This window comes from Niabella aquatica (assembly GCF_054779315.1).
On sequence record NZ_BAAGYM010000001.1, the window covers coordinates 146,517 to 171,790 of the forward strand.

Annotated in this window: 16 protein-coding genes; 2 read left to right on the forward strand and 14 right to left on the reverse strand. The window is 44.0% G+C overall.

The window, feature by feature from the left end; all coding sequences use genetic code 11:
- Positions 1 to 9: 9 nt before the first annotated feature.
- The 5 genes from ACYVBM_RS00590 to ACYVBM_RS00610 form a co-directional block, all read right to left on the reverse strand.
- Positions 10 to 1,227, reverse strand: a complete 1,218-nt coding sequence (locus tag ACYVBM_RS00590; protein ID WP_460683659.1) for a glycoside hydrolase family 130 protein — start codon at positions 1,225 to 1,227, stop codon at positions 10 to 12.
- A gap of 298 nt (positions 1,228 to 1,525) precedes the next feature.
- Positions 1,526 to 3,085: an IPT/TIG domain-containing protein gene (locus ACYVBM_RS00595; RefSeq protein WP_460683660.1), complete on the reverse strand. Its 1,560-nt coding sequence runs from the start codon at positions 3,083 to 3,085 to the stop codon at positions 1,526 to 1,528.
- Positions 3,086 to 3,112: 27 nt separating this feature from the next.
- Positions 3,113 to 4,255: a glycan-binding surface protein gene (locus ACYVBM_RS00600; protein WP_460683661.1), complete on the reverse strand. Its 1,143-nt coding sequence runs from the start codon at positions 4,253 to 4,255 to the stop codon at positions 3,113 to 3,115.
- Between the two features lie 39 nt (positions 4,256 to 4,294).
- Positions 4,295 to 5,989 (reverse strand): RagB/SusD family nutrient uptake outer membrane protein, encoded by a 1,695-nt coding sequence (locus ACYVBM_RS00605; RefSeq protein WP_460683662.1) that lies wholly within the window; start codon positions 5,987 to 5,989, stop codon positions 4,295 to 4,297.
- A gap of 11 nt (positions 5,990 to 6,000) precedes the next feature.
- The gene (locus ACYVBM_RS00610) at positions 6,001 to 9,201 is read right to left on the reverse strand and encodes a SusC/RagA family TonB-linked outer membrane protein (protein ID WP_460683663.1); all 3,201 of its coding nucleotides are present in this window, start codon (positions 9,199 to 9,201) and stop codon (positions 6,001 to 6,003) included.
- A gap of 225 nt (positions 9,202 to 9,426) precedes the next feature.
- Between ACYVBM_RS00610 and ACYVBM_RS00615 the strand changes: the two genes are divergently transcribed.
- Entirely contained in the window at positions 9,427 to 10,311 is an 885-nt protein-coding gene (locus ACYVBM_RS00615; RefSeq protein WP_460683664.1) for an AraC family transcriptional regulator, read from the forward strand.
- Between the two features lie 117 nt (positions 10,312 to 10,428).
- Here ACYVBM_RS00615 and ACYVBM_RS00620 read toward each other — a convergent pair whose 3' ends face one another.
- The 5 genes from ACYVBM_RS00620 to ACYVBM_RS00640 all read right to left on the reverse strand — a co-directional run bounded on the left by ACYVBM_RS00620 (position 10,429) and on the right by ACYVBM_RS00640 (position 17,970).
- Positions 10,429 to 13,182 (reverse strand): glycosyl hydrolase, encoded by a 2,754-nt coding sequence (locus tag ACYVBM_RS00620; protein ID WP_460683665.1) that lies wholly within the window; start codon positions 13,180 to 13,182, stop codon positions 10,429 to 10,431.
- A gap of 20 nt (positions 13,183 to 13,202) precedes the next feature.
- Positions 13,203 to 13,391, reverse strand: coding sequence for a hypothetical protein (locus ACYVBM_RS00625; RefSeq protein WP_460683666.1), 189 nt, complete (start codon positions 13,389 to 13,391; stop codon positions 13,203 to 13,205).
- 292 nt (positions 13,392 to 13,683) lie between these two features.
- Positions 13,684 to 16,092 (reverse strand): glycoside hydrolase family 2 TIM barrel-domain containing protein, encoded by a 2,409-nt coding sequence (locus ACYVBM_RS00630; RefSeq protein WP_460683667.1) that lies wholly within the window; start codon positions 16,090 to 16,092, stop codon positions 13,684 to 13,686.
- A 160-nt stretch (positions 16,093 to 16,252) separates the two neighbouring features.
- Positions 16,253 to 17,593, reverse strand: a complete 1,341-nt coding sequence (locus ACYVBM_RS00635; RefSeq protein WP_460683668.1) for a rhamnogalacturonidase — start codon at positions 17,591 to 17,593, stop codon at positions 16,253 to 16,255.
- Positions 17,575 to 17,970, reverse strand: coding sequence for a hypothetical protein (locus tag ACYVBM_RS00640; protein ID WP_460683669.1), 396 nt, complete (start codon positions 17,968 to 17,970; stop codon positions 17,575 to 17,577). Before ACYVBM_RS00640 ends, ACYVBM_RS00635 begins: the two co-directional genes overlap by 19 nt.
- 40 nt (positions 17,971 to 18,010) lie before the next feature.
- On the opposite strand from ACYVBM_RS00640, the gene ACYVBM_RS00645 reads away from it, so the two are divergent.
- Positions 18,011 to 18,352: a hypothetical protein gene (locus ACYVBM_RS00645; protein ID WP_460683670.1), complete on the forward strand. Its 342-nt coding sequence runs from the start codon at positions 18,011 to 18,013 to the stop codon at positions 18,350 to 18,352.
- 29 nt (positions 18,353 to 18,381) lie between these two features.
- On the opposite strand, the gene ACYVBM_RS00650 is transcribed toward ACYVBM_RS00645, so the two are convergent.
- From ACYVBM_RS00650 to ACYVBM_RS00665, 4 genes are all read right to left on the reverse strand, one after another.
- Positions 18,382 to 18,504 (reverse strand): hypothetical protein, encoded by a 123-nt coding sequence (locus tag ACYVBM_RS00650; RefSeq protein WP_460683671.1) that lies wholly within the window; start codon positions 18,502 to 18,504, stop codon positions 18,382 to 18,384.
- 243 nt (positions 18,505 to 18,747) lie between these two features.
- Positions 18,748 to 20,064 (reverse strand): rhamnogalacturonidase, encoded by a 1,317-nt coding sequence (locus tag ACYVBM_RS00655; RefSeq protein ID WP_460683672.1) that lies wholly within the window; start codon positions 20,062 to 20,064, stop codon positions 18,748 to 18,750.
- Positions 20,065 to 20,199: 135 nt separating this feature from the next.
- Positions 20,200 to 22,062 (reverse strand): RagB/SusD family nutrient uptake outer membrane protein, encoded by a 1,863-nt coding sequence (locus ACYVBM_RS00660; protein ID WP_460683673.1) that lies wholly within the window; start codon positions 22,060 to 22,062, stop codon positions 20,200 to 20,202.
- Positions 22,063 to 22,080: 18 nt separating this feature from the next.
- Positions 22,081 to 25,269: a SusC/RagA family TonB-linked outer membrane protein gene (locus ACYVBM_RS00665; protein ID WP_460683674.1), complete on the reverse strand. Its 3,189-nt coding sequence runs from the start codon at positions 25,267 to 25,269 to the stop codon at positions 22,081 to 22,083.
- Positions 25,270 to 25,274 lie beyond the last annotated feature (5 nt).

Below are 25,274 nucleotides of genomic sequence, written 5' to 3' on the forward strand. Positions count from 1 at the left end.
ACTATACAATTACCGGTCAAATCCATTTACCACAGGCAACACCTGCCACTCTTCTAATACTGCCTGGTTAGCTTTTATTATATCATGCAATGTTAATACCGTATTATAAGAAGTATAGCCATCTGCAGGTGTATTTATCACATAATCCAGCAGGCGGTCTATTGTAGACACGGCTACATGTACCCGGGTATCAGAGGAAGCATAATAAATAAATACTTTACCATCATTATCTGCAATCCACCCATTGCTGAATGCCACATTAGACACATCGCCTACCCGCTCATCACCTTCGGGAGCCAGGAAGTAGCCCGCAGGCCTGTGTATCACTTTTGAAATATCGCCGAGGTCGGTCATAAACATATACAGCACGTATCTTAATCCTGCAGCAGTATTACGTACGCCATGTGCCAGGTGCAGCCAGCCTTTTCGTGTTTTAAGCGGGGCCGGCCCCAGACCGTTTTTTAATTCTGATATGGTATGATATCGCCGTCTCTCAATTACCTGCTCTTTTTCTATTACGGCATGCTCCATATTATCAGCAAAGCCCAGGCCTATACCCCCGCCGCTGCCGGCATCGATAAAGCCATCCTGCGGCCGGGTATAAAAAGCATATTTACCATCTACAAATTCGGGATGCAATACCACATTCCTTTGCTGGGCCGACGGTGTTACCAGATCGTTCAAACGTTCCCAGCTTTTTAAATCTTTGGTACGCGCTATCCCACACTGGGCTATAGCCGAAGACTGATCAGATTCATGCACAGAAGGATCTTTCCTTTCGGAGCAAAACAAACCATAGATCCATCCGTCCTCATGCTCCACAAGTCTTATGTCATAAATATTCGTATCGGGCACATTGGTTTGGGGAATCAGAACCGGGTAATCCCAGAACCTGAAGCCATCTATGCCATTATCACTTTCTGCAATAGCAAAAAAAGATTTACGGTTCGCTGCTTCTACCCGGGCCATTACAAGGTATTTGTTCTTCCATTTTATAGCCCCAGCATTCAGTACTGCGTTAATACCCATTCTTTCCATTAAGTAAGGATTGTTCTTCCTATTAAGATCGTAACGCCAGAAAACGGGAGTATGGGCTGCTGTTAATACAGGATATTTATAACGCTCGTACACTCCATTGTTTTCTTCAACAGGCTCATTCACCCTGTTGATCAGTTGCTGATAACGATCCTGCAGCGCTGAAAGCCTCGCTTCAAAACTTTGCTCCATATCTTTAAATTTAACTATTTAATACCGCCCTCTTTCCGACCCTGCTTATGTAAACATGCTTATTAACTGCCAGGCTTATCCATACTCAACAAAGGACCTTACCAGTAATTGTTACTGATAAAATAATACGGTAGCCCATTAATCCGGAACAAGACCCAGCTGAGAAAAAACCTGCACGATGCCAACAAACACCAGTAACAGCCCAAAGCAGTACATATTTTTTATAAGACACGCGGTTGGGTACACTCATAAAACCCAATCAGGCAATAGTGCCTATTGCCTGCCGGGCATTACTATTTTAATTTAACCCAATCTCATCAACATATATAGTACCGCCAATACCCTGCATATCCTGAATAGTCAATTGCGTTAAGGATGCATCGGAAGTAAGGCTACCTACAGGAATTGCATAATCCTTCCATTCTCCCGCTGCACCCAACACCAGCGAATAATTGCCACCATTAAATTGGATATTTAGCGTCATACCCGCAGTACCTGCAGTTGGATAGACCGATAGTTTAAACATTGTATAAGGCGCCAAACTAATATTACCATTACCCAGCTGGATAGGAGATCCCCAGCTTCCGGCGTTATATACTACCTTAATGGATTTGGAACCTACCCTTACAGGTGTTGAATTGGCATAATCCCTGGTTCCACCCCAGCCATCGCCAACCCAGCCATTCCAGTTTACCACGGCATCATCATAAAGATGTAAAGCAATAACCGGGGGAGGTGCCGCACCTGTTATTTCGAGAATACCGGAGGACTGTACGGTTAAAACAGAGTTTAATACTTTTAATGTCACCAAGCCATTCGCTATACCCGTAGGTACTTTTACTACTATTTTCGTAGCAGACTGACTGACAAAGCTGGTAACAGGATTGGTAACATTTTCAAATAAAATTGCAGTAACCAGGTCCAGGTTAGTACCGGTTATGGTAAGATCGGCTCCCGGGTCTACCGGATTGGGAGCTAACTGCGTAATGGCAGGTAATATGATATTCAATTCATTTGCCGACTCTGTCTGTACACCCGATGCTGCTTCCAGTTTTACCCGTCCCCTGGTAGTAGCACCCGGCACTTTTACCAAGAGCTCAGTTGCAGACTGGCTGACAAATTCGGTAACTGCAGTAGCCACACCCGGGAAAACAATTTTTTTAACCAGGTCCAGATCTGTTCCTTTAATGGTAACATTATCACCGTGCTTTACCGCAGCCGGTGAAAAAGCAGTAGCCAACGGTAATGTAACTGTAAGGATTTCTGTTGTTTCGAAATCACCCGCTTCAGTGCCGCTATACACAATTAGCAGGGGGCCGGTTTTGGCGTCCGCCGGAACGGTAACTACCAGCTCATCAAATTTTTTGCTTACAAAATTTTCAACCAGTTTATCACCACCAAATGTTACAGAGGTAACCCAGTTGAGAAAGGTACCATGTATTGTAATATTAGCGCCGGGTCTTGCCTCCCCCGTAACGGAAGTTACGGTAGCACCTACACCCATATCGAACATAGACTTGGAAATAATATCACCGCTACTGGTTTTTAATATAACCTTCCCCCGTTCAGCTGCGTGCGGAACCACAAGGGTGATCAAAGTAGCAGTTTGCGCAGTAAATGTCGCTTTATCTACCACTGCGCCAGTACCTGCAAATACTATGGCAGTTACCTTATCGAGATTATGCCCTATAAAACGGATTTCTTCGCCGTGCTTTACGCCGGTTGGCCCAAAACTGAGCAGTACCACTTCACCCGTTGTGACTTCTTCCTTGTCTTTTTTGCACGACTGCAGCCATACAGCGGGCAGCAAAAGCACTAACAGCGCCAATAATGATTTAGCTTTTATAATATTTCTCATATCCCTGATATTGTTACTTTAGTAATATTATTTAGACTCTTTGGGCACTACCCTGAAGCTGTCAAAGCATATATCTGCATCCCAGTTGCCGGCTGCATTACCTACCAACAGACGGCACCAGTAGCCCGAAGCACTAATTACGGGCCTAACAGTATAAGAATCGAATACTTCTGTTAACGGGATCACTACCGTTTGCCATTGCCCTTTGGTATCGAATGGTGCAGGCCATATATAACCACCATTTTGTTCTGCTGTTAATCCCACATTTATTTTCACAGCATTCCCATTATAAGGCTTAATGGTGTTTACTTCAAACTTGAGGTAATAATCCTGTGGTTTTAAAATTGCCTCATCGGGTATGTTCTTGCTATGAACGGGCATAGAGCTTGCCGGGCCTCCGGCTAATTCGGTCCAGCTCCATGCTGTCACCTCTTTAGTTAACCGGATATAATTACCATTGATCAGCGGAGGATCCCCTGCACCTGGATTACTTACCACCAGGCTGCTGTTCCACCAGCCTTCGTAAGGATCGCTGCTGATAAAAAGGTTCCTGTTATCCCTGAACCAGAAATCGGATTGAGTTTCCCCAAAATTGGTTTTTATAGTAACAGGACCTGGCTGCGCGCCTGCAGGAACCCTTACTTTAACGGCCTGGTCTGCTATTTCAACCACTTCGCCCTCAACACCGCCGGTAAATGTTACCGATACCGGGGCATAAAAATAATCTCCGTTGATAGTGGCCACACCCCCTTCATTTACAAATTCACAGAGCATACTGTTTATGGCAGGCTTGCTGATCTGTACTTTAAAATCATGCAGCAGCTCATAACCATTCCTGAATATAATTTTCAGCTTGTTGATTATGTTGCCGGGAACCAGGCTGGGCACTGATGCCAAAATAGATCTTGAAGTAATGTAAGTAGGCGTAATAACCGCTTTCCGGTCGTTGAACCAAACTTCTACCGCATTTTCCAGGTTATCGCCCATGATAGCCACTAACTGCCCCTGGCCTGCCCCGGCCAGCAATGAATCGGAGGCTGCAGGATCGGTGATGCGCACATAGCTTACAGAAGGCATTTTATTTTGATCTTCCTTTTTACAGGAAGCAAATAATGCTGCTGTGCCCATCAGCACAAGAACAGCAACTATTGTAATATATATTTTTTGCATTCTTATTGAATTTCTGCTTTAAAAAATAGGATGTACAGGTTATGGATAATCTACCGGAGGCTTTTGCAAATTAGGGGCCTGGGCCAATTCGGTATTAGGAATGGGCAGGTAGAAATTACCGCTGCCTACATTAGCACTTCTTTCAGAAAACCATGATGTTTTGGTAATGGTCCACTCTGATGGATTGGGCATCACATTCGGCTGCACCAAAAACAATCCCCTGTCCTGCGAATTGATCAGGTTATATGCTTTTGCAGGATTCCAGTACTGAAGCGAAATAATATCATACCAGGCCATTCCTTCCATGGCAAACTCCTTGAACCTTTCAGAAAATACTTCGTCCAGCGTAAGCGGTCCTTTTGCTCCCAGCCCGCTCACCTCATAAGGCGGCAGCCCTGCACGGGTATGAACCGCATTAAAATAATCTATAGCTGTTGCATCGGTAGTAGAACCACTATTACCAATCACTGCTTCTGTATAAACCAGGTACATTTCTGCCAGGCGCTGCATATAGGTGTTCTGTGGATAGTTCTGCTGCGCGGCCAGGCCTTCCAGGGTTTGAGCACCTACCAAATACTTTTTAATACTGGCGGGGTTCTGCCCATCGCTTGATGTAAACGGATGCACGTAGGAGGCTCCGGTCGATTTTACCTTGATCTCGGGATATTCAAAGCCGGGAAACAGGAAAGTAGCTTTCAGCCGCTGATCTAGCGTTCTTCCCTTCATTACATCTTCTGAAACCTTGCTAAAACCTTCGTACTGGCCCAGCAACCACCAGGTAGCGCTGTATCCGCCACCCCATCCGTTCAGGGCCAGATCGGTATTAGGACTGATCTGGTCGATCACGCTATTTCCCAGGCCATAAGTACCGGTTCCTCCTGTAAATACCCATTGCAGCTCAAACAACGATTCGTTATTATTATCATAAGGGTATTTAAACAGGTTGGCATAGTCGGACAATAAACGCTTACCGCTTAGTGTAATTACCCTTTGCGCATAGTACCTGGCACTATCTAAAAACTGCTGGTTTCTCGATCCGCCATTTGACTCTACCCCGGCGCGGGTTAAATAAAATCTTGCCAGCATTCCTTCTGCCGACCATTTGGTGACCCGGCCTTCCTGGGTAGACGTTTCGGGCAGATCTGCTGCCGCAGCTTTCATTTCTCTTGTTATAAACTTCCATACACTGGATATAGTGTTCCGGGTAATAGTAGTGTCGTATAACTTTTCAAAATTATTTTCGATAATCGGAACAGGCCCCCAATTCATTACCAGATAACGATATGCCAGTGCCCGCATATATTTTGCCTCTGCAATAGCCTGCTTTTTTACTGACGGAGAGACGTCGGCCCCGCCATATCTTTCTATATTATACAGGAAGAGGTTGGCCTGCGCTATCACGGTAAAGAAAGCATTCCACGATGCCGTAACATGGCCGTTCTCCCCGGTAGCGGTAAATAGTACATGAGCTCTGAAATCGCCGCCCCATGGATAAAAAACCGTTCCTCCCCTGATATCTCCTAACGAAAAACTGGCCTTATCATTGTAGCTGAACCATACTTTGCTATACAATAAACTGGTGCCTGCCAATACCTGCTCATCGGTTTTATAAAAATTGGCATCGGTTATAGCGCTTAAAGGCGGCCTTTCCAGAAAGCCTTTTTTACAGGCAGCAAATGCCACGGTTACCAGCAGCAATGCTAAAACATTATTGAAACGAAATCTATTATTCATATCAGCAATTTTTAGAAATTAACACTTATAGAGGCATTATACATTCGGGTAAGCGGATAGCGGCCAAAATCAAGGCCAATAGCCTGGTTACCAGAGCTGGCACCTGCACCGGTATATGCACCAATTTCGGGATCATAACCTTTATACTTAGTGAATGTCAGTACGTTCTGAATGCCTACGCCTACTCTTACTCCTTTTAAAATTTTCGTATAGTTGATTATTTTTGAAGGCAGGCTATAAGACAAAGAAATATTCTTTACCCGCAGGTAAGAGCCATCTTCCACAAACCTCGAGGAAACCACGTTCTGGTTATTTTCACTTGCCACACCCGATGTAGTAATACGCGGGATCGTTGTACCAGGGTTTTCTAATACAGGATTGGATTCACTTCCTGTAAGCTTTGCGTAATTGGTCATTTCTGTTAAAAAGTTACGGCTCAGGTTTACGTTGTTGGGATTCAGGCTTAGCTGCCGGATAGCGTTATACACGTCATTTCCATAAACACCGGTAACCAGTATACTCAGCTCGATGCTTTTATAGGAGAACGTGTTAGTAAACCCGCCACTCAACTTAGGCCAGGGATTACCAATATCGGTTTGGTCGTCTACTGTAATAATACCATCACCATTGACATCTTTATATTTTGCATCGCCTACCCAAATCCCATTATTCGAGTTTTCGGTTGGCCGGCGAACACCGTTTCCATCTGCCGGAACAGGGCTATTATTAATTTCTTCTACTGACCGGAAAACACCTTCTGCTATATAGCCACGGAATAACCAGGGCTGGCCGCCTACAGAAGAACGCTGCACCCACGGAAATGTATAACCAAATATCCAATCGGAAGTACGGCTAATAGGTACATTATCCAAAGTTAAAGAAGTGACTACTGTTTTGAAATGAGACAGGTTCAGGTTCGACTCCCATCTGAAATCGTTCTTCTGCACAACAGTGCCATTTAAACTAAGGTTCCAGCCTTTTGTTTGCAGAGAACCTGTATTTACCGGCGGAGGCCCAACAGCTCCAACGGCATCATTAATACCCGTATATTTAGGCAAGGTAGCGTTCATAATAAGGTTATCCGTATTTTTTACGTAATAATCAGCCTCTATAGTAAGCCGGTTCTTCCATAAACCTATATTAATACCTACGTTATTGGTTTTGGTTTCCTCCCACTGTAAATCGGGGTTAGTAAAAGTGCCGGGCAAGAAGCCGGTACCCCAGGTGGTAGCACCCGGCACCATAGGCGCATAAATACCTGAACCGGTACCCTGGTTGCCGGTCAAACCGGTTTCAAGGCGCAGTTTTAATTCATTGATTAAAGAGGATTTGAAGAATTTTTCCTGGCTTACCCGCCACGCAGCAGATAATGAAGGAAAAGTACCCCATCTTTTATTTGAGCCAAAATTAGGAGAGCCATCCCGCCGGAATGTGCCCACTAACAAATAGCGGTTATCATAATTATAGGTGCCCCTACCCAGGTAAGATTCCTGAGCCCAGGGATAGGTACCACCGCCATTTGTGGCAGAGAGCGGGTCACCAGCCTCAAGATCAAACACATCATTGGTAAGGAAGCCTGTTCTTGTTGCGGATATAACTTTATACCAGGACTCCTGTGCTTCATGGCTCACCATTAAATTAATATTATGCTTATTAATTTGTTTGTTATACTCGACCAATTGGTTCCAGTTCCAGTACCAGCTTGAAAAAGTACCCTCGTTTAATGAATTTACAGTTTGCAAATGCCATTGATCAAGCCTGTAAGTAGGGGTATAGTACATAGAAAGCCCGTTTCCGAGACTTCCGTTAAATGAACTTCTTAGTGTTAATCCTTTTAAAGGGGTAACAGCCACATTTAAGCCGCCCAGGAACTGGCGTTTCATATTCTTATTGGTAATAAGATTGGCGATGGCTATGGGATTTACAGGTGCAAACTGCCCCTGCCCGTTAATAGGATCACTGCCACCCCATGTACCATCGAGGTTATTAACCGGTATTTGCGGGGTGAGCCTGAGCGCGTTGGCAATAAGCGGATCGGAAGCACTGTAGTTAGTTGCAGTTAATACTTCATTGGTTTGGTTAAAGCTAAGATTAGTACCTATCGAAAGCCAGGTACGGGGCTTATTATCCAGATTTAGCCTGAAGCCATAACGATCGAACCCCGACCCTTCTGCCACACCATCCTGGTTCATATATTCGCCGGACATATAATAGGTCGTATTATTGTTGCCTCCACTCAGGCTGAGCTGGTGCTTGCCCATATTAGCCACCCTGAACAGCGCTTTTTGCCAGTCAGTACCCGCTCCTAATATAGATGGATCCAAAAAGTTCTCCGGTATATTCTGAGGCGTACCTAAAGTATATTGGTAGTCGTTCACCATCTGCGCGTATTGACGCAGGTTCATCACATCAAGATGCCGGGGCGGCCTTTGCGAATTGTGCTGGTAACTGTAGTTAATTTTAAAATCTCCAGATTTACCCCGCTTGGTAGTAATAATAATAACCCCGTTTGTTGCGCGTGAGCCATATATTGCGGTAGCAGAAGGCCCCTGCAGTATCTGCATATCCTCAATATCAGCCGGGTTAAAGCCCGCCAAAGGGTTGGAAGAGCTCTGATTACCGTAGGATACATCGTCATTCTGTATTTGTATGCCATCTATCACATACAAAGGAGCGGTACGATTGAGAGAGCTGATACCACGGATATTTACCGATAAACCTCCTCCAGGCTGACCGGAGTTCTGAGTTACATACACTCCGGCGGCCCGTCCCTGTAGTGCCTGCTCCAAAGTAGTATTTACTGTTTTCTCTATTGCTTTAGAAGAAACAGATGTTTGGGCAGTGGTAAGATTCGATCTTTGAGCAGTGCCATAACCGATCACTACTACATCACTTAGCGTACTGGTGCTGCCCGAAAGCGTAATTGCCTGCAATACCCCGTCCGTTATCGCTGTCTCTTTAGCAGGAAAACCCACGTACGTGACCACTAAGATATTACTGGCATTGGGCACATTTATTGTAAACAGCCCTTTTTCATCGGTAACAGCATACAATTGAGTGCCTTTTACCTGAACCGTTGCATTGGCTAACGGCACCCCGTTAGCATCATTTACAACTCCCGAAATTTTTCTTGTATCCTGTGCCTGCGCAAAAAGCACAAAAAAAGTACACGCAAGAAGCAACCATGCTCTTGCATTTTTCATTTTAAACATATGGCAATAAGTTTAGTTTAAAGGTACTATTTTGAAGGGCTCTTAACCTAATACTTTATTGTCATAAAATGATACAAATTATACAAAATTTAAACCGATTACAAAAATTATTAATATAATTAATTCATTATCAATATATTATTATACATATTTTATCAAAATTGGCCTAAAATAGTTTTTTTTATTGATACTTTTATTACATTATTCTTATATAATTTTACGTTTATGTTTAAAAATATACTTCGTGAGATTATACCGCTTACACCTTACGATTGCTTTGCTATTAACAGGAGGGTAAAGTCTGAGTTTGATTTTCCTTTGCACAGCCATGATGAAATTGAGCTGAACTTTATCAGTAACGGCAAAGGCACCCGCAGGATGATAGGAAATCATATAGGCGTAATTGACGACCTGGAGCTGGTACTGGTAGGACCTAATTTGCCCCATGTGTGGGAAACCTATCAATGTAAAAGCAGTGAGATTGCCGAAACCACTATTCATTTTCAAAAAGATTTCCTGAACGAAAAATTCTTCAGAAGAAACCAGATGGTTTTCATCCAGAAGATGCTGGAACTATCTCCGAGAGGTATTCTTTTTTCAAAGGAAACCATCCTGGCTATCATGCCCCGCCTCAGCACTTTGGGCCAAAAACAGGGTTTTGATTCGGTGCTCGAACTATTATCGATACTGCACGACCTTTCTATATCGCGCAATATGCAAACTCTTTCTGACGTGGGGCTTTCGCCCGACCATACTTCGAACTATAACAGCCGCCGTATTGAAAAGGTAATGGAATACATTAACCACAACTTCCAAAGAAATATTACACTGAATGAAGCTGCTCAGATCGTGAACATGACCGATATGTCTTTCAGCCGCTTTTTTAAATCAAGAACAGGCATCACTTTTATGGACACCCTGCTGGAATGCAGGATCGGCAATGCTTCGAGGCTCCTGATCGACACTACCCAATCCATCTCGGAGGTTGCCTATAACTGCGGGTTCAATAACATATCCAACTTTAACAGGCTCTTCAAAAAGAGAAAAGGTTGTACACCAAAAAAGTTCAGAGAAGATTATATTTTTTATGGCACCCGGAAGTTTATATAAGCGCTAGTAATAGCTGGCATGAAGCGCTATCAACAGTTACAATTGCATATAACCATCATAAAAGATATTTACCGGTATCCCGCTCCCTTACTTTACATGTTGCATGATACTGGCAATCTACCTCAGCGGCACCAGATTTACTTCGCCATCCAATCCCGAAGGTTGTACATTCCAGGTGGCCGCATTAAAATCTTTATAATTAATATTCACAAAATTGATCTCATGGTAATTGCGCCATAGTTCTCCTTTCTGATCCATGTAGCGGATACGGTTGGCCATCAGGTTGCACACTTCTATACGAATGGTATTGGTACCTTCTTTCAGGTATTCTCCCACCCTGATTTCATAAGGCAGGCTCCATATCAGCCCGGCATTTTTACCGTTAATGATAATGCGGGCAGATTCATATAATTTATCTAGCTGCAATAAATAATCCGTTGCCTTATTTTTTATGCTGAAAGAAGTAGTGTACACCCCGGTACCTGAAAAATGCTGCGTAGCAATATCATTGGTAAAACTTGTCCAGGGCCTGATACCTGCAGTTTGTTTTGCAACTGGTAAAAACGGGCCGCCCTCCTTAAAGCTGATCGTCCATTTATTGCTTGTCAGATTGACCGGCGATCCGGTTGCCACTAAATATCTATATGCAGGCACCACTGCTGTTTTCGCTGAGACTTTGATGATCACTGACTGGCCCGATTTTAACTGCAAACGGATACCTGTTTTACCCCGCTCTTTCTTAAAAGCTAACTGACTGACAGCACCGTTCAGCGGGTCCATCAATAAAACACTGTTCCCGGTTGCCTGCAGGCTGATGGCTTCGTCCACGTCATTGGCGGTATTATTTACGATAAAGTAATAAACAGCATCTGCCAATTTCCGGCGAACAAACTTCAGGCCGTTTAATACCATGCTTTCGGGCAACACATTTAACCGGTTCAGCGCCTCACTCATATTTCCTACAACCACTTTTCCGCTGCCTACCTGCGCCATCTGCAACCCGTTTACTTCTGAAAGCTTTACTCCATGGATCAATGCTTTTAGTGCGGCCCTTTGCTTTTCCACATCATTGAAACCCGGTACATCTTCAGGCAACTGTTCTATCACCACTGTTCCGCCTTCTGCTGCAATCCGCAGCAAATTTTTAAAAGTGTTGACCGGCATTTTTTCGCAGGCAGGCACCAAGAGCACTTTATGCCGGGCGCCACCAGGCACTACGCTCATTACTCCTTCGTTCGCTTTTGCCCCTGCCAGCATCCTGTCAGAAACAAAATCCAGCGAATACCCATTCTGCTGCAGCCCTACCACATTTTTATAAAACGGTGTGGGATGCAGCCACTCATCTACATGATGTACGGAAAGAGGCTTATCCATGCCTTTGGCATTATGCCATACATCGTACACCGGCCAGTAAATGGCCAGTTCATTATCGGGCGCACCGGCCTGCAACACAGACTGGCAGCGGGCGATATAGTTATTCAACCCGCTTAAGTGCGGCCATAAACTATTATTGGGAACAAAGTTAACCGATGCATAAAACAACCAGCCCGGCCATTTAGCATCCGCCGGGCTATAGGTAGTACCATGATAAAAAACATGGTTAATACCTGCCAGGAACACCTGGTCCACCTCAGGTTTGCACTGGCTCCAGGAAGTTTTAAAATGCTCACCCAACCAGGTAAAGGTTTCGCAGCTTGTTAAAGGCTTGCCATAAGCATGTGCAGCCGATGAAGCAAATTTCAGCATATTGGGGTCGGGATCAACATTGCGTATATCAGCGCTGTCTCTTTTCAATCCCCTGATCGCAAAATAGCTACTGCCAAAGGTTTCTGTTTCGGGTATATCAAAGGCTCCGTACAGGTCGAGCAGGTTACCGGGCGAGCCATGCGCCTGGTTGATGGAAAGCGCTTTCCTTTTATGTGTCCAGTTAGTAAACACTGTAGAGAAGTTCTCACGCATCAGGTCGGCCATTGTTTCCCGGTAATCTGATTTTAACCGGGCTACGGCATCACTGCCGGTATCAGAAAAAAGCAGGTTGATATAGTTGCTCAGGTCATATCCTCTCCGTTTCTGAAATTCCTCAAAGAAAGCAGGTGTCCAGTTGGCCCCGTACACTTCATAGCTGTCATTGAAAAAGCCTTTTACACCGTGTGAAGCGTTACCAAAAGCTGTATCAAAAATTGTAAAATAATTGGCTGTTGCATCCTTAGAAAAATGATCAATGGTAAAGCCCTCACCACCAGGTGCCGCACGCTTTACCGCCTGCCTGGTTTTACCGTTGAAAATGGCGTACAGCCTTAAACCCTGTGCAGCTGTATATCTTAAATGGCCCTCTTTGTCTACTTTGCCGGTAAGATCAACGGCATTGCCGTTTTTATCAAATCCGATTACAGTGCTTAATACAGCAAAGTCTTTTTGTTTAGGATCGCTCACCGTTATCTTTTCACCAAGCGCAGCATTTGCATTCAAATCATATTGCTGAACGATGACCTTAGATGCTGCATCTTCTTTGGTTACATGTGTGCCTCCAATGGGCCAACCCGTGCCCACAGAAATATAAACGCCCATATCCAGCGCATTGGATTGTTGAACTGTATAGTCCAGCATTTTCATCCATTCCGGCGAAAGATATCGGATATAGCGGCTTTCAAATCCTTTGGCCCCATAGATAGGCACAATCTCAGTTCCTCCAAAACCAGCTTTAGCGTATTGCTGTAACGATGCGCTGATATTCTTTTCATCTACCGCGCTGCCCATCCACCACCAGCGCGTCCAGGGTTTAGCCTGCTGCGTAATAGCAGGCCATTGCGTTTGAGCAATCAATTGAGCTGATACAAAAACAGCCAGACAAGCGATCCCTATTTTTTTCATGCCAATTATTTTAACTTATCCTAATATATTTTCAATACTACAATACCACGTGCGGGTATGTCAATACTTTTATGCAGCCAAAGATCCCTAAGTTTATTATGCTTCTTTATACCAGCCTTTTCCGGTGTTAAGCTGAATACGATATCCTTACTGCCCCAGTTCATTATAGCGATTGCTTTCTGTACTTTTTTCCTTAGCTGTTTGAACATATCTCTACGTTATCCTCCTTCCAGATCTGCGGAAAACAATGTTGGCATAAGTTGAAAATGGGACCACACAACTCAATAAAACAATAATTAGTATTTTCTTCATACAGACCTGTTCTGTTATACATTTTAGTAACATATGCTTTAAGTTATTGTATATAGCCCTATTAGATTTCATCATTTCTCTTTAGTTTCAGGAGACTTTTTGACTCCGCTCCGCTCAAAGTGACGATTCTTTTTTGTCATTACCTTGTTGATTTGGCACCGTAAATTCTTTAGTTGACAATACACCGCCTTACTTAGTTACCAGTACTCTTTCCACTGTTTTTAACCCCTTAACCGAGGCTCTTACAGTAACTTTTCCTGCTGCCTGCCGAGATCGCAGTATAGCCATTGCAAAACCATTATACAATTTTCGGCTGTTGCCATCAAACAGCTCATCACTGTAATGATCGCCGTTATCTACTGCAATTAATTGAGCAGCACCGCTTATTTCAAAATGCACTTCGGCAGGATCAGCGGTGTACACGCGCCGGTCCCTGTTATCTACCGCATATACCTTTACATACTGCAGGTCTGTACCCCCCGCTTTCCAGTTCGTATTTTCTGTTTCTATTTTTAAAGCCACTGCTCTGCCTGTTGTTTCTAATTGATGGCGGGCTACTTCTTTACCATTGGTACGTGCTATTGCTACCACCTTACCGGCCGCATAAGGTACTCCCGGCCAATAGATCATATTACGTTTTGCAGGATCGGTGGTATTGTTTTTCTGAACACCAACCGATTTCCCGTTCACCAATAGTTCTACCTCTTCTGCATTGGTAAAAGTAAACAGGTTTTGTTTGCTCCCCGCTTTCCTGTTCCAATGAGCGGACAGCGGCAAATGGCCTACAGTAATATCGTTCCATTCTATATTTTCTTTTTCATTGTCCATAATGCCTATATGCACCAAAGGTTCATTGGAGAAGGTGCTTTTGATTAAATAGGCTTGTGGCAAGGGTTCCAGCGAATGATTGAAGAAAGAATAGGCCCAGCCTTTTTTGGGCCAACCGTTGGATTCGCCCCAATATTCGATAGCACCCCAATAAGCCAGTCCTATCATCTTCTCCCTGTCCATTCCGTAAAACGGCGCCAATAATTCGTTGGTGGTGGCTTCGCTCTGGTAAATATTCATATCCGGTGCATGCTTTAAATAATCGGCATAGTTGTACCAGCGATAATTGAAACTGGCCACATCGGTAACCGTAGCCAGCTCAGGCGGAACAATATTCGTATTGAAGCCCTCGTCATTTTTACCTACGCCACCGGCGCGGGCAGGGAACATAGCCACTGTTGTTTTGCGGGTGGAATCATAACGCCTGGCCAGCACATTCATTAAACGGTAAGTAGTTACACCCCAGTCGCCGGTTGGGTAGCCTGCCAGGTCTTCCCGCATCTGCAGCTCATTACCAAACGACCAAAGGATCACCGAAGGATGGTTCCTGTCGCGTTTGATCCATTCAGTTAAATTTTCCGGCCAGATCTCCGTCCATGGCTTACGGCCCACCCAGTAATCCTTATTGCTCCATTTATCGTACAACTCATCCACAATTAAAATACCTTTTTCATCAGCAAGACGTAAAAACGCTTTGGAATATGGATTGTGTGAAGTGCGGATATGATTATAGCCAAAAGCCTTCAGCAGGTCCATTTGCCTGGCCATAGCGGTTTCGTGAGCTGCAGCACCCACGGCACCGAGGTCGTGGTGGTTGGCAATTCCCTTCAGGAAAACTTTTTTACCATTGAGTTTAAAGCCAAACTCTTTGGAAAACTCAATGGTACGGATGCCAAATTTTTCTGTTACCTGATCCATTATTTTTCCATCTAAATGTAAGGTAACTACAGCAGTGTAAAGATTTGGATGGTCGCAGTCCCATAGCTGCGGACCAGGCACATTGATCACGGGCAACAGCACTTCTACTGTTCTAAGTTTATTTCTTTGAGGTGCGGCAATTTTCGAGACAGCAATTGGTTTTCCATCAGGAGCAAAAATTTCCGCATTGATCTCCAGGTTATAGGTTTTATTCCTGATCCCTTCCAGCTCTACCTGTACCTTTACCTCCGCATTTTGTTCATCAATTTTTGATGTAGTGATAAACACCCCATGACGTGCAACGGAGACCTCGTTCTTAACAACCAGGTACACATCGCGAAAAAGCCCGCCGCCGGTGTACCAGCGCGAATTACCTTTTGTGGAGGCCCGAACAGCCAGTATATTGTCTGCATCATATTTGATGAGCTTTGAAATATCTGTCTCAAAACCCAGGTAACCATAATCGGTACCACCTATTTTTACCCCGTTCAGCCATGCATCGCCACTCAACATGATACCTTCAAAATCAAGCAATACTTTTTTACCCCTCCATACAGGATCGGCCTTAAAAATTTTACGGTACCAACCTGTTCCTTCTTCCTTAAAACCTCTTGCCCCACCGGCAGCTTTCACCCAGGGTTGATTGATCTGGAAATCGTGCGGCAAGTCAAGGGGTTTCCAGTCCGAATCATTAAAGCCGGGCTTTTCAGCATTGGGAACATTGCCATGATGAAATTTCCAGCCAAAATTAAACAGCTGGCTGATCCGGATGCCTTCGTGGTTTGCCTGTGCAGAAAGCATACCTGTCAATAACAGACAGGTAATAACAAGCGCTATGGGTTTTCTTAACATGATGCTTATTTTAAAGGTATACCTAGTGTCATATCAATTAAATAATGTCTGTCGCTCTGAGCTTGTCGAAGGGTGGTTCGTCATCCCGATAGCGATCGGGACACCACGACAAAATTTATTTAACTAAACAATATGAGGTTTTAAAGACCTTATAGTAGGTCTACAGTTTCTTATTATTTACAGTAATATTTTTCAGCTGCAGATTTTTGATGAAATCCAGTTCAATATGGGGCTTTTCCGGAACAGTAATGTCCAGGTTTTCCAATGTAAAATCTGAAAGCGCGTATTGCTTTGAAGATTTGATATGGAGAAAATCATTGCATTTTACATTGCAGTTGCGTATAGTGATATGGCTCGCGGAAGATTTCGGCTCCGGTTGCCCTTTCAGATCGAAAAACTGCATCCACGCACCTATTGAGAAAAAACTGCGCGCAGTCCCGTTGATATCTTCTACCAGTACATATTGATGGTTCTGCGGCGTGTCGGGTCTCATTTTCAGCAACAGCACGTGCGATGTATTATTTACAGTGCAACGCCGCATTATCACATTGTAAGTGAAAACCGATTCGCTGCCCAATGTCAGGGACGGGCAATTGACAAAGGTATTGTCTTCGACAATGATATTGCGGTTGGCCCCATTATTAGGATCTTTGTCTGCCGTTGGCCCTTTGCCTCCTTTCAGGCAAACGCCATCATCGTTTACTGATATGTAACAGTTCTTGATTAAAACATTCTGACATACATCCAGGTCAATACCATCGGAACTTGGCGCTCGCACTTCGCTGCCGTTATTGGTACCCGCAAGGATACGCACGCCAAGAATTTTCAGGTTCTCACATTTATAGTAATGAGAGCTCCAAAACGGCGAATTAAGCAGCTGTACGCCCGATACCTGCACATTTTTACTGTTCGATACAAACAGCAGCCGCGGGCGTTGCTCATCCATATTGGTGCATTTGGGATTCCATTGGCGGCGCAGCCAGAAAGCCTTCCAGTAGCGCAGCCCGTTACCATTGATGATCCCTTTGCCCGAAATAGTAAAACCATCCAGGCCATCGGCATTGACCAGCGCGGCAAAATATTTCAGCGACTGTCCTTCTATGCGGGTGGTAATAATTTTAAAATCGGAAATATCATCGCTGCCTTTGAGGGTTGCCCCTTCTTCCAGGTATAAATGCGTTTGAGGTTTAAAAAACAGCGAGCCGCTGAGGAAAACGCCTTTGGGAATAATGACCACCCCGCCACCCTCTCCGGCCGCCTTGTCGATAACCGCCTGGATTTTTTCGGTTTGTACAAGCGTGCTGTCGGCTTTTACACCATGATCAGTAATGGTATATTTTTTTCCCAGTGAATTCAACGTAACAATACCTGTATCGGAGAACCAGGCAGGAATGGGCGTTCCATCGGGAAAAGTTTGTGCATATAAGCTCCCTGTATTTTTGAAAACAGGAAAACCAAACAACAGCACCAAAACGAAAATGATTATATTTTTGTATCGCATATCCTTTTATTTTTAATAAACCCGGTGCCGGCATTACTGCTTATCGAGATAACAAACCTTTTTGCCGTCGTTTTAATATGTTTGCGATACCATACGATACCAGTTGACAGATCCACGATATCCTTTTTAAATGCTTCATCTTCGTTCCAGGCTGCAGGCAAAGTGACTGGTTTCCAGGCTCCTCCCGAACTAACCGAAGGAGAGGCGTATTCCTCTGGCCGCACTTCACCGATATGCAATTCCCAATTGCTGTTGAAATTATATTTGCGCTGAAGCGGTACTGCAATGGCCAGAACGGTATTGCACCCGATAATAAAAAAACAGATAATAACACATATCCATTTGACTGGCAGTATATCCTGACTTGAGACTCGCATATCAAATTGGTTCAATCGTTATATAATAACAGGGTTATCATTGACTACGAAAATAAAATATCCCCACTTTTTATTGTCCTGTTGCATCCTGTGCAGGCATATCAAGGTTGGCACTTCCGGATTATGGATAAAGCCTATTTGCTGCTTTAATAACACGGCTATATTTTGCGACCCCATGCTGATCTACCTGCCTGATACGGATAAATATATCTGCAGCACCATTAACTTTGAACAAAGCACTTTTTACACAGCCGCTAAAAAAGCTGCCGGTACAAGTCCTGACATTACTGCATACAAACGCACTTTTTTCCGGTTACCCGCAAAACTGATCCATAACAGGAATATAAAAGAAATGCCCGAAACCGGTGCTATTGAGAGGTAAAATGGATTCCATTTGTAGAGGCTACCACATCAAAATACCTGTTGTTGCTCTCGAATGATGCTCCACCTTACAAACAGCGTTCCCGATTTTATAATTGCACTAAGCGAACCAATACCTACAGGAAGTGTAGCTTCATATAATAAATATCCCATGCTATTTGTATTCAGCGCTGAAACAGCTCCTGAAAAAGAATATGAGGAAAGTAAAAGCAAATAACGTAAGTAGGCGACATTTTATAAGAACAAATCATTGTTTATATCCATCATGCCGTTCCTGCCTTGTACCATGGGCCTCTTTCGCTTTTTGAAGAGATGCCTTTTATTTCTGCATCATCGAAATAATACAGGTGTAGCTTTGCTATTAATTTCAAAACGTAAATTAAGCCACATCACTATTTATAATTTCACTCCGTTTATCATTACATTATCCAAAGTAAAATTCCTGATATAGTCCTTATTTATTTCCGGATTTTTAGCGGCTTTGATTGTAAGATTTTTAAAAGTAAAATTGTAAAGCATATATTGATCCGATTTCTTTACATTGAATACCGCATCACAATGCAGATCAATATTTCTCATGGTGATATGATGGGCATTAGCAGTACGTATTTCCTGCTCTCCTTTCAGATCGAAGAACTGCGTCCATGGCTGTATAAACAACACATTAGCTGCAAATCCTGAAATATTTTCCACAGTTATGTACTCATAATGTTGCGGGGTATCGGGGCGCATTTTCAGCCAAAGGAGTCTTTGCGCATGTTCGATCTTTACACGGCGTAAAATGATGTTACGGTTGTGAACCGATTCGCTGCCGCAGGTAAGTGCGCTATGACAAAAACCATAAGTACAATCTTCTATAATGATATTATAGTTTCCCCCGTTATTACTGTCTCTGTCTGCAAAAGGCCCCTTACCGCCTTTCAGCGCCACGGCATCGTCATTGACTGACATATAACAGTTCTTAATCAGTACGTTTTTACAAACATCCAGGTCGATAGCATCGGAGCTGGGTGCTTTTACCGGTGCCTGAGGCGCGTAAATATAAAGATCCAGCAATTTCAGGTTTTCACACTTATAGTAATGTGAGGTCCAGAACGGAGAATTGATCAGCCTGATGCCCGACACCTGCACATTCTTACTATGGGAAATATATAATAGTCTCGGGCGCATTTCATCCATGTTGGTACATTTCGGATTAAACTCACGGCGCAGCCAGAAGTGCTTCCAATAAGTTAAGCCATTTCCATTGAGTGTTCCTTTTCCTGAAATAGTAAACCCATCTACTTTATCGGCATTGACAAGGGCTGCAAAATATTTCAGCATTTGCCCTTCCATCCTGGTTTCTATTAATGCAAAGTGGCTGATATCATCGCTGCCTTTAAGGGTTGCACCTTCTTCGAGGTACAGGTGGGTTTTGGGCTTAAAGAAAAGCGAACCGCTCAAAAATGTTCCTTTAGGCACAACGATCACACCACCTCCGTTACCTGCAGCCTTATCTATCACCGCCTGAATTTTTTCTGTTTGAATACGGCTGCTGTCGTTAACCACCCCATGATCGGTGATCCGGTATTTTTTACCGAGCTTGTTGATATCGGTGGGAGTAATTTTTCTAAACCAGTCGGGTATAGGCGTGCCATCTGGAAATATTTCCTGGGCCGATAAATGACCTGCGCCTAATAACAACAATAAAAAAACGAATAATCTCAACTTCATAAATAGTTACTGTTTCATTTAATAAAAATGCTAATGCACGAATAAAGACTTTCGTGGTTTTATTCGTGCATTAGTTCAGGTTCAAATATAATGCAGGCCCCCTGGAATAGCTGAAATACAGCCCTCCTTGGGCCTTTAGTCCAGCTTAAACGGCAGGTACCAGTTATCCCTGTTCATCAGCTTTGCCCGTACTTCTCCGGCTTTGGGATTGCCTGCTTTCAATAATTTTTGATACACCTTATCTGCCAGGAAAGCATTGTCGTTCCGGCGACGGGCAATACGGGTAAGGTCGCTCCACCGCTCTCCCTCAAAAGCCAGCTCTGCGGCGTCCTCTTCAACAATTTTATCTTCCAGCAAAACGGGGTCTACCTCAAAGCCCATCATTACATTACCATAGCCGTCAGCCGTTCCGGGACCGTAGGTGATACCGGGCAATTGCAGGTTAGGCATAGTTGCCCTGGCTCTGATTCCTATATTACGGTACCACATTCCCAGTCCTACCTGGTTCTTGACCCGCGCATCCAGGTAATACGGAGAGTTTTCAGGATAAGCAACCCTGCTTGTTCCAAAGCCCTGGTGGGTGATCATGGATTCCAGCTCAAAAAAGCTGGCAGGTGCCTTTGTTCCGCCACTGGTAAGAGCGCCATAATAATAAGTATTTATAATACCGTCGTTTAAAAGCGCATACGCTACACGGCCCTGTCCATCGCGATTGGCCGCTTCAGCAAACCTCAGGTGCGCCTGCGCCGCCCTGAAGATGTTCCATTGCCCGCCCTTGTTCAGCAGTGACAGTGGCCCTGATGCATTATCAGTCAGCTTGGTGATCACCGGGTCACTTCCTACCATTTCATAAGATAATTTTCCCCTGGGATCCCAGGGAATGCCACTGTTGTTTGTTTGGGCATTCCAGTAATCGATGATCTTCTGAGAAGGCCTTATTTTATAGCTACCGGCTTTTGACGCCAGCTCTACAAAGGGATTCCCCGGAGCAAAAGCATTGCTGTAGGGTATTCCCCAGTTCCATTCAGACCACCAATGCCTGCTGGTATTAGGTAAAGCAAACATGCTTCGCCAACCTTCGGTCACCGAGTTGATAAGCGAAGAGCCCTCCTGTGCCCGGGAGAAACTAACCACCAGATTTGCATTGGCAGCATCTGACCACCCAATCCGGTTTGAATTGCGTCTGAAGTTTTCCCACTCGTTGACGGTGGAATAATAATTTTCATCTTCCGATCCCAGAATCTTTTTATACCAGTAGGCAGCCTGGTAATAATCGCCTTTCCATAAATACAGCTCACCTAACACATGGGGCTTACAAATATATATTTTACGGGTATCTCTAGCATCTACCGTAAAATTGAGGCTGGCCCCCGTAGGATATGCCTGGTACTGGAGATAAGGCAGGTCTTTCGTATCATTGATCAGTTGGGTGATCAGCTGATCGAAGCCCAATTTAGGCTGATTATTGAGTGCCGGGATATCTTTTACCGTTTCAACGGCCTCGGTTATATAGGGCACGGCACCATAATGAATGCCTAGCTGGAGGTACAACCAGGTTCTTAATACCGCTATATCAGAATATCTTTGCGTAAACTCTGCCTGGCTTAATTTGCCCTGGTCGGCCATGATTTTAAAGTTTTTCAACGCATCATTACAGTTAAAAATGATCTTGTAAAAAGGGGTAGGATCTGCATAAGGATTATCTGCGGTTACCTCATGGTTGGATAACTGCCGCAGCCAGGGGTCTGCATTCAGCGTAACATCTACCAGGTCGGCCCTTAGTTCGTTCAGCAGAATATACTTATCTCCCAAACCAGCCACCTGCCCGTAAATGCCCAGCACAACAGCATCCGCATCAGCCAGGGTATTATATACCATAGATTGATCCAGCTTATCTTCCGGTAGCAGCTCAAGCGTTTTTTTGCAGGAAGCAAAGAATAATGCGGCTGCCGGCAAAGCCATTAGTATAAAACGTATATGCGAGTGCACGATTTTCATTACTACAAATTTTTATTATTATAAACCAATACGAACGCCCAGTTGATACGATCTGAAGATGGGTTCCAGCGTTACATCTATCCCTTGTTGAAAAACGTTCGCCGAAACTGCAAACTCAGGATCGTATCCCAGGTATTTGCTAATTGTAAAAAGATTATTGGCAGTACCGTAAACCCGTATATATTTTATGATCTGCCTGTTGATTCCGAAATCATATTCCAGTACCGCCTGTCTTACCCTAAAATAAGATCCGTCTTCTATCCACCTGTCAGAAAAGCGGGCATTTCCCATCGGATCGCCATAACTTACTTTGGGTACATTGGTTTCCTGGCCTTCGGCTCTCCAGCGGTTCAGCATAAGCTCGGTCTGGTTGTAAAAATTTTTACCGGACTCCAACTGTGCCCTGGTATAATTATACACATCATTACCGGCGCTAAAAGTGAACAGTGCCGAGAACTTCCATCGTTTATAGGAAACGGAATGGTTCATGCCTCCAAAAAAATCGGGCAGGGGATTTCCTAATATAAACCGGTCATTGCCATCAATGATCTTATCGCCGTTTCTATCCGCAAACCTGGCGTCCCCGGCCTTAAAAGGAATTTTATTTCCAGTCACATCCAGTATTACCAAACCTGCGGCATCTGCTTCTGCCTGCGTGCTGTATACCCCCTCGAATTTGAACCCGTAAAAAGAATTGGCTACCTGCCCTTTTTGGGTTATGTAAGTGGCGCCGGCATACTCTGTATACACTGTTTCGGGGATATCCGTTATTGTATTATTGTATTTTCCTAAAGAAATACCTGCATCCCATTTAACGCGGCTGTTGACCAAGCGCCCGAATATACTTACGTCAACACCCGTATTTTTCATTGATCCGTTATTGAATAAATAGTGGCTGATGCCGGATAAGGAGTTGCCCTTATTATATACCAGCATATTTTTGGTATGATGCTGATAAAGATCAATGCTAAAGTTCAGCCGTTCCTGGAACAGAGCCACATCTACCCCGCCGTTTAGCTTTTCTACTGTTTCCCATTTCAGGTAAGGATTAGCGGCGCCTTCGCGAACCAAGCCCTGAACACCCAGCAGGTTCTGAGAAATATAGTTTTTGCGGGCATTAAAATTTCCTATATCGTCATTACCTACCAGACCGTAATTCAGTCTTAGTTTCAGCAGGCTTATCACCGGGCTTCCTTTTAAGAAATCTTCATTCGACAAGATCCATCCTGCACCAACAGCCGGGAATACCCCATAAGGATGGCCGGATATCTTAATGCCCTGATCGGCCTCTTTTCCAAACCTGCTGGACCCGTCTACACCCAGGGAAGCATTAATAATATATCTGTTCTGCAACGTCAGGTTGGCCAGGGCATATCCTGTTACATTTACCCATTTCCCGATATGACCGCCATATACCCTTGATTCGGCTGTAGAATTTCCGATACTTACTAATTGATCCGTTGCCGAATTAAAGCCTAACGCATAGTCCTGCTCTGCATCATTTTTCTGGTACCTGAAACCCGCAATAGCTTCTATATCGCTTTCATTACCCAGCCTGCTGTTAAAGCGCAGCCGCAGGTCATTTGAAATCGCATAATAGCGTGCTACCTGCGCCCCGAGGCGGCTGTACACTTCCATATTATTTACAGTATCCTTAGCCACTCCTTTTTTAGGAACAAAAAAATCTTCCTGGGCCTTATCATAAGTAACAGCGGTAAGATTACTGATATTAAAATGCTCATTTAACTTATAATCAAATACCAGCGATCCTAAAAACCGGTACGCTTTTTTATTGTTTAAACCATTATAAATTACCTGCATTGGATTAGAATAACCAAAATAATCGGCATCGGCATAGTTAGGAGAAACAGAGCCATCATTGGTAATATCATTGGGATATAAAAACGGGGCTTTTGTTAATGCCAGGAATACCGGATTGGTTTTGGGAGACAAGCCCTGATCTTTTAACCGCTGCTGCCCGTATCCCATTGAAATATTGGTTTGAGCTGTTAGCCGGTTGCTCAGGCGCATATCGCCATTGAACCGGGCCGTATATTTATCCTGCTGGGTATTATCTATAATTCCCCTTTCATTATTGTAACCGACAGAAAGGGCATATTTAGCAATATTATCGCCGCCTGTTACCCTTAAAAATAAATTTTTATCCATACTGTTCTTAAACACTTCTTTTTGCCAGTTGGTATTATTGTGATAAGTGCCATATTCTGAATAAGAACGGTCGTCATTATTAAACGGCATCGCTGCAATTTCTTCTCCGGAATAGGAAGATGTGGCCAATACATCATTGAGGTAGCTGCGATAAGCATACGCATTTAAAAGCGGCAAATTTTTAGGTGCCTGGTTGTAGCCAGATGACAACTGCAGATCAATTCGGGTGGCGAGCTCTTTTGCATGGTTGGTATTGATCACTATCACACCGTTTGCCGCGCGTGCGCCGTAAATAGAGGTTCCCACCGCGTCTTTTAATACAGTTATATCCTGTATATCTCTTATATCAATATTCTGAAGCGGGTTGTTTTCATGCCCCACCGTTATGGAAGGGCTATGCATTTCGGCATTATATACTACGCCATCGATAATATATAAGGGCTGGTTATTCGCATATAATGAGCTGAAGTTCCTGATCAATACGTTGGCGCCCATCGCTGGCGTTCCGGATTTTCGGATAACAGAGACTCCTGAAAATTTACCCTGTAAATAACTATCTGCTGTTTCTGAATTCTGTTCCCAGGCATCTATATCGAGTTTTTCAACAGCGCCCGTTGTTTTCAGTATACCGTTGTCGCCAAAAACAGTACTTGTTTTTTCGTATAGCGAATGATAATCGGCCGGGTATAATACAACGGATAGCGGCTTATCAGACAGCACCGGTATTGTTTTAGTAGTGTATCCCTCCATGGATACTTCGATCAAAGCATGCTTTCCAGGAACATTCAGCTCAAAATTCCCGATGCTGTCAGTGATCTTTGCTACAGTATTTCTATAAGTAATCCTTGCCCCGGTTACCGGAAGCCCTGAGCGGCTATCCAATACTTTTCCTTTCACGCCGAATGAAAACGCAGTGCCTGAAGCCGCCGCTTCCCGGGCCGGTTCGTTTACCTGGCCATAAGCATTTCCCGCGGCCATCATTATCAGACACAGTAAACTTCCTGCTGTTAAACTACTTTTATTAATCTTACTCATCATTTTGG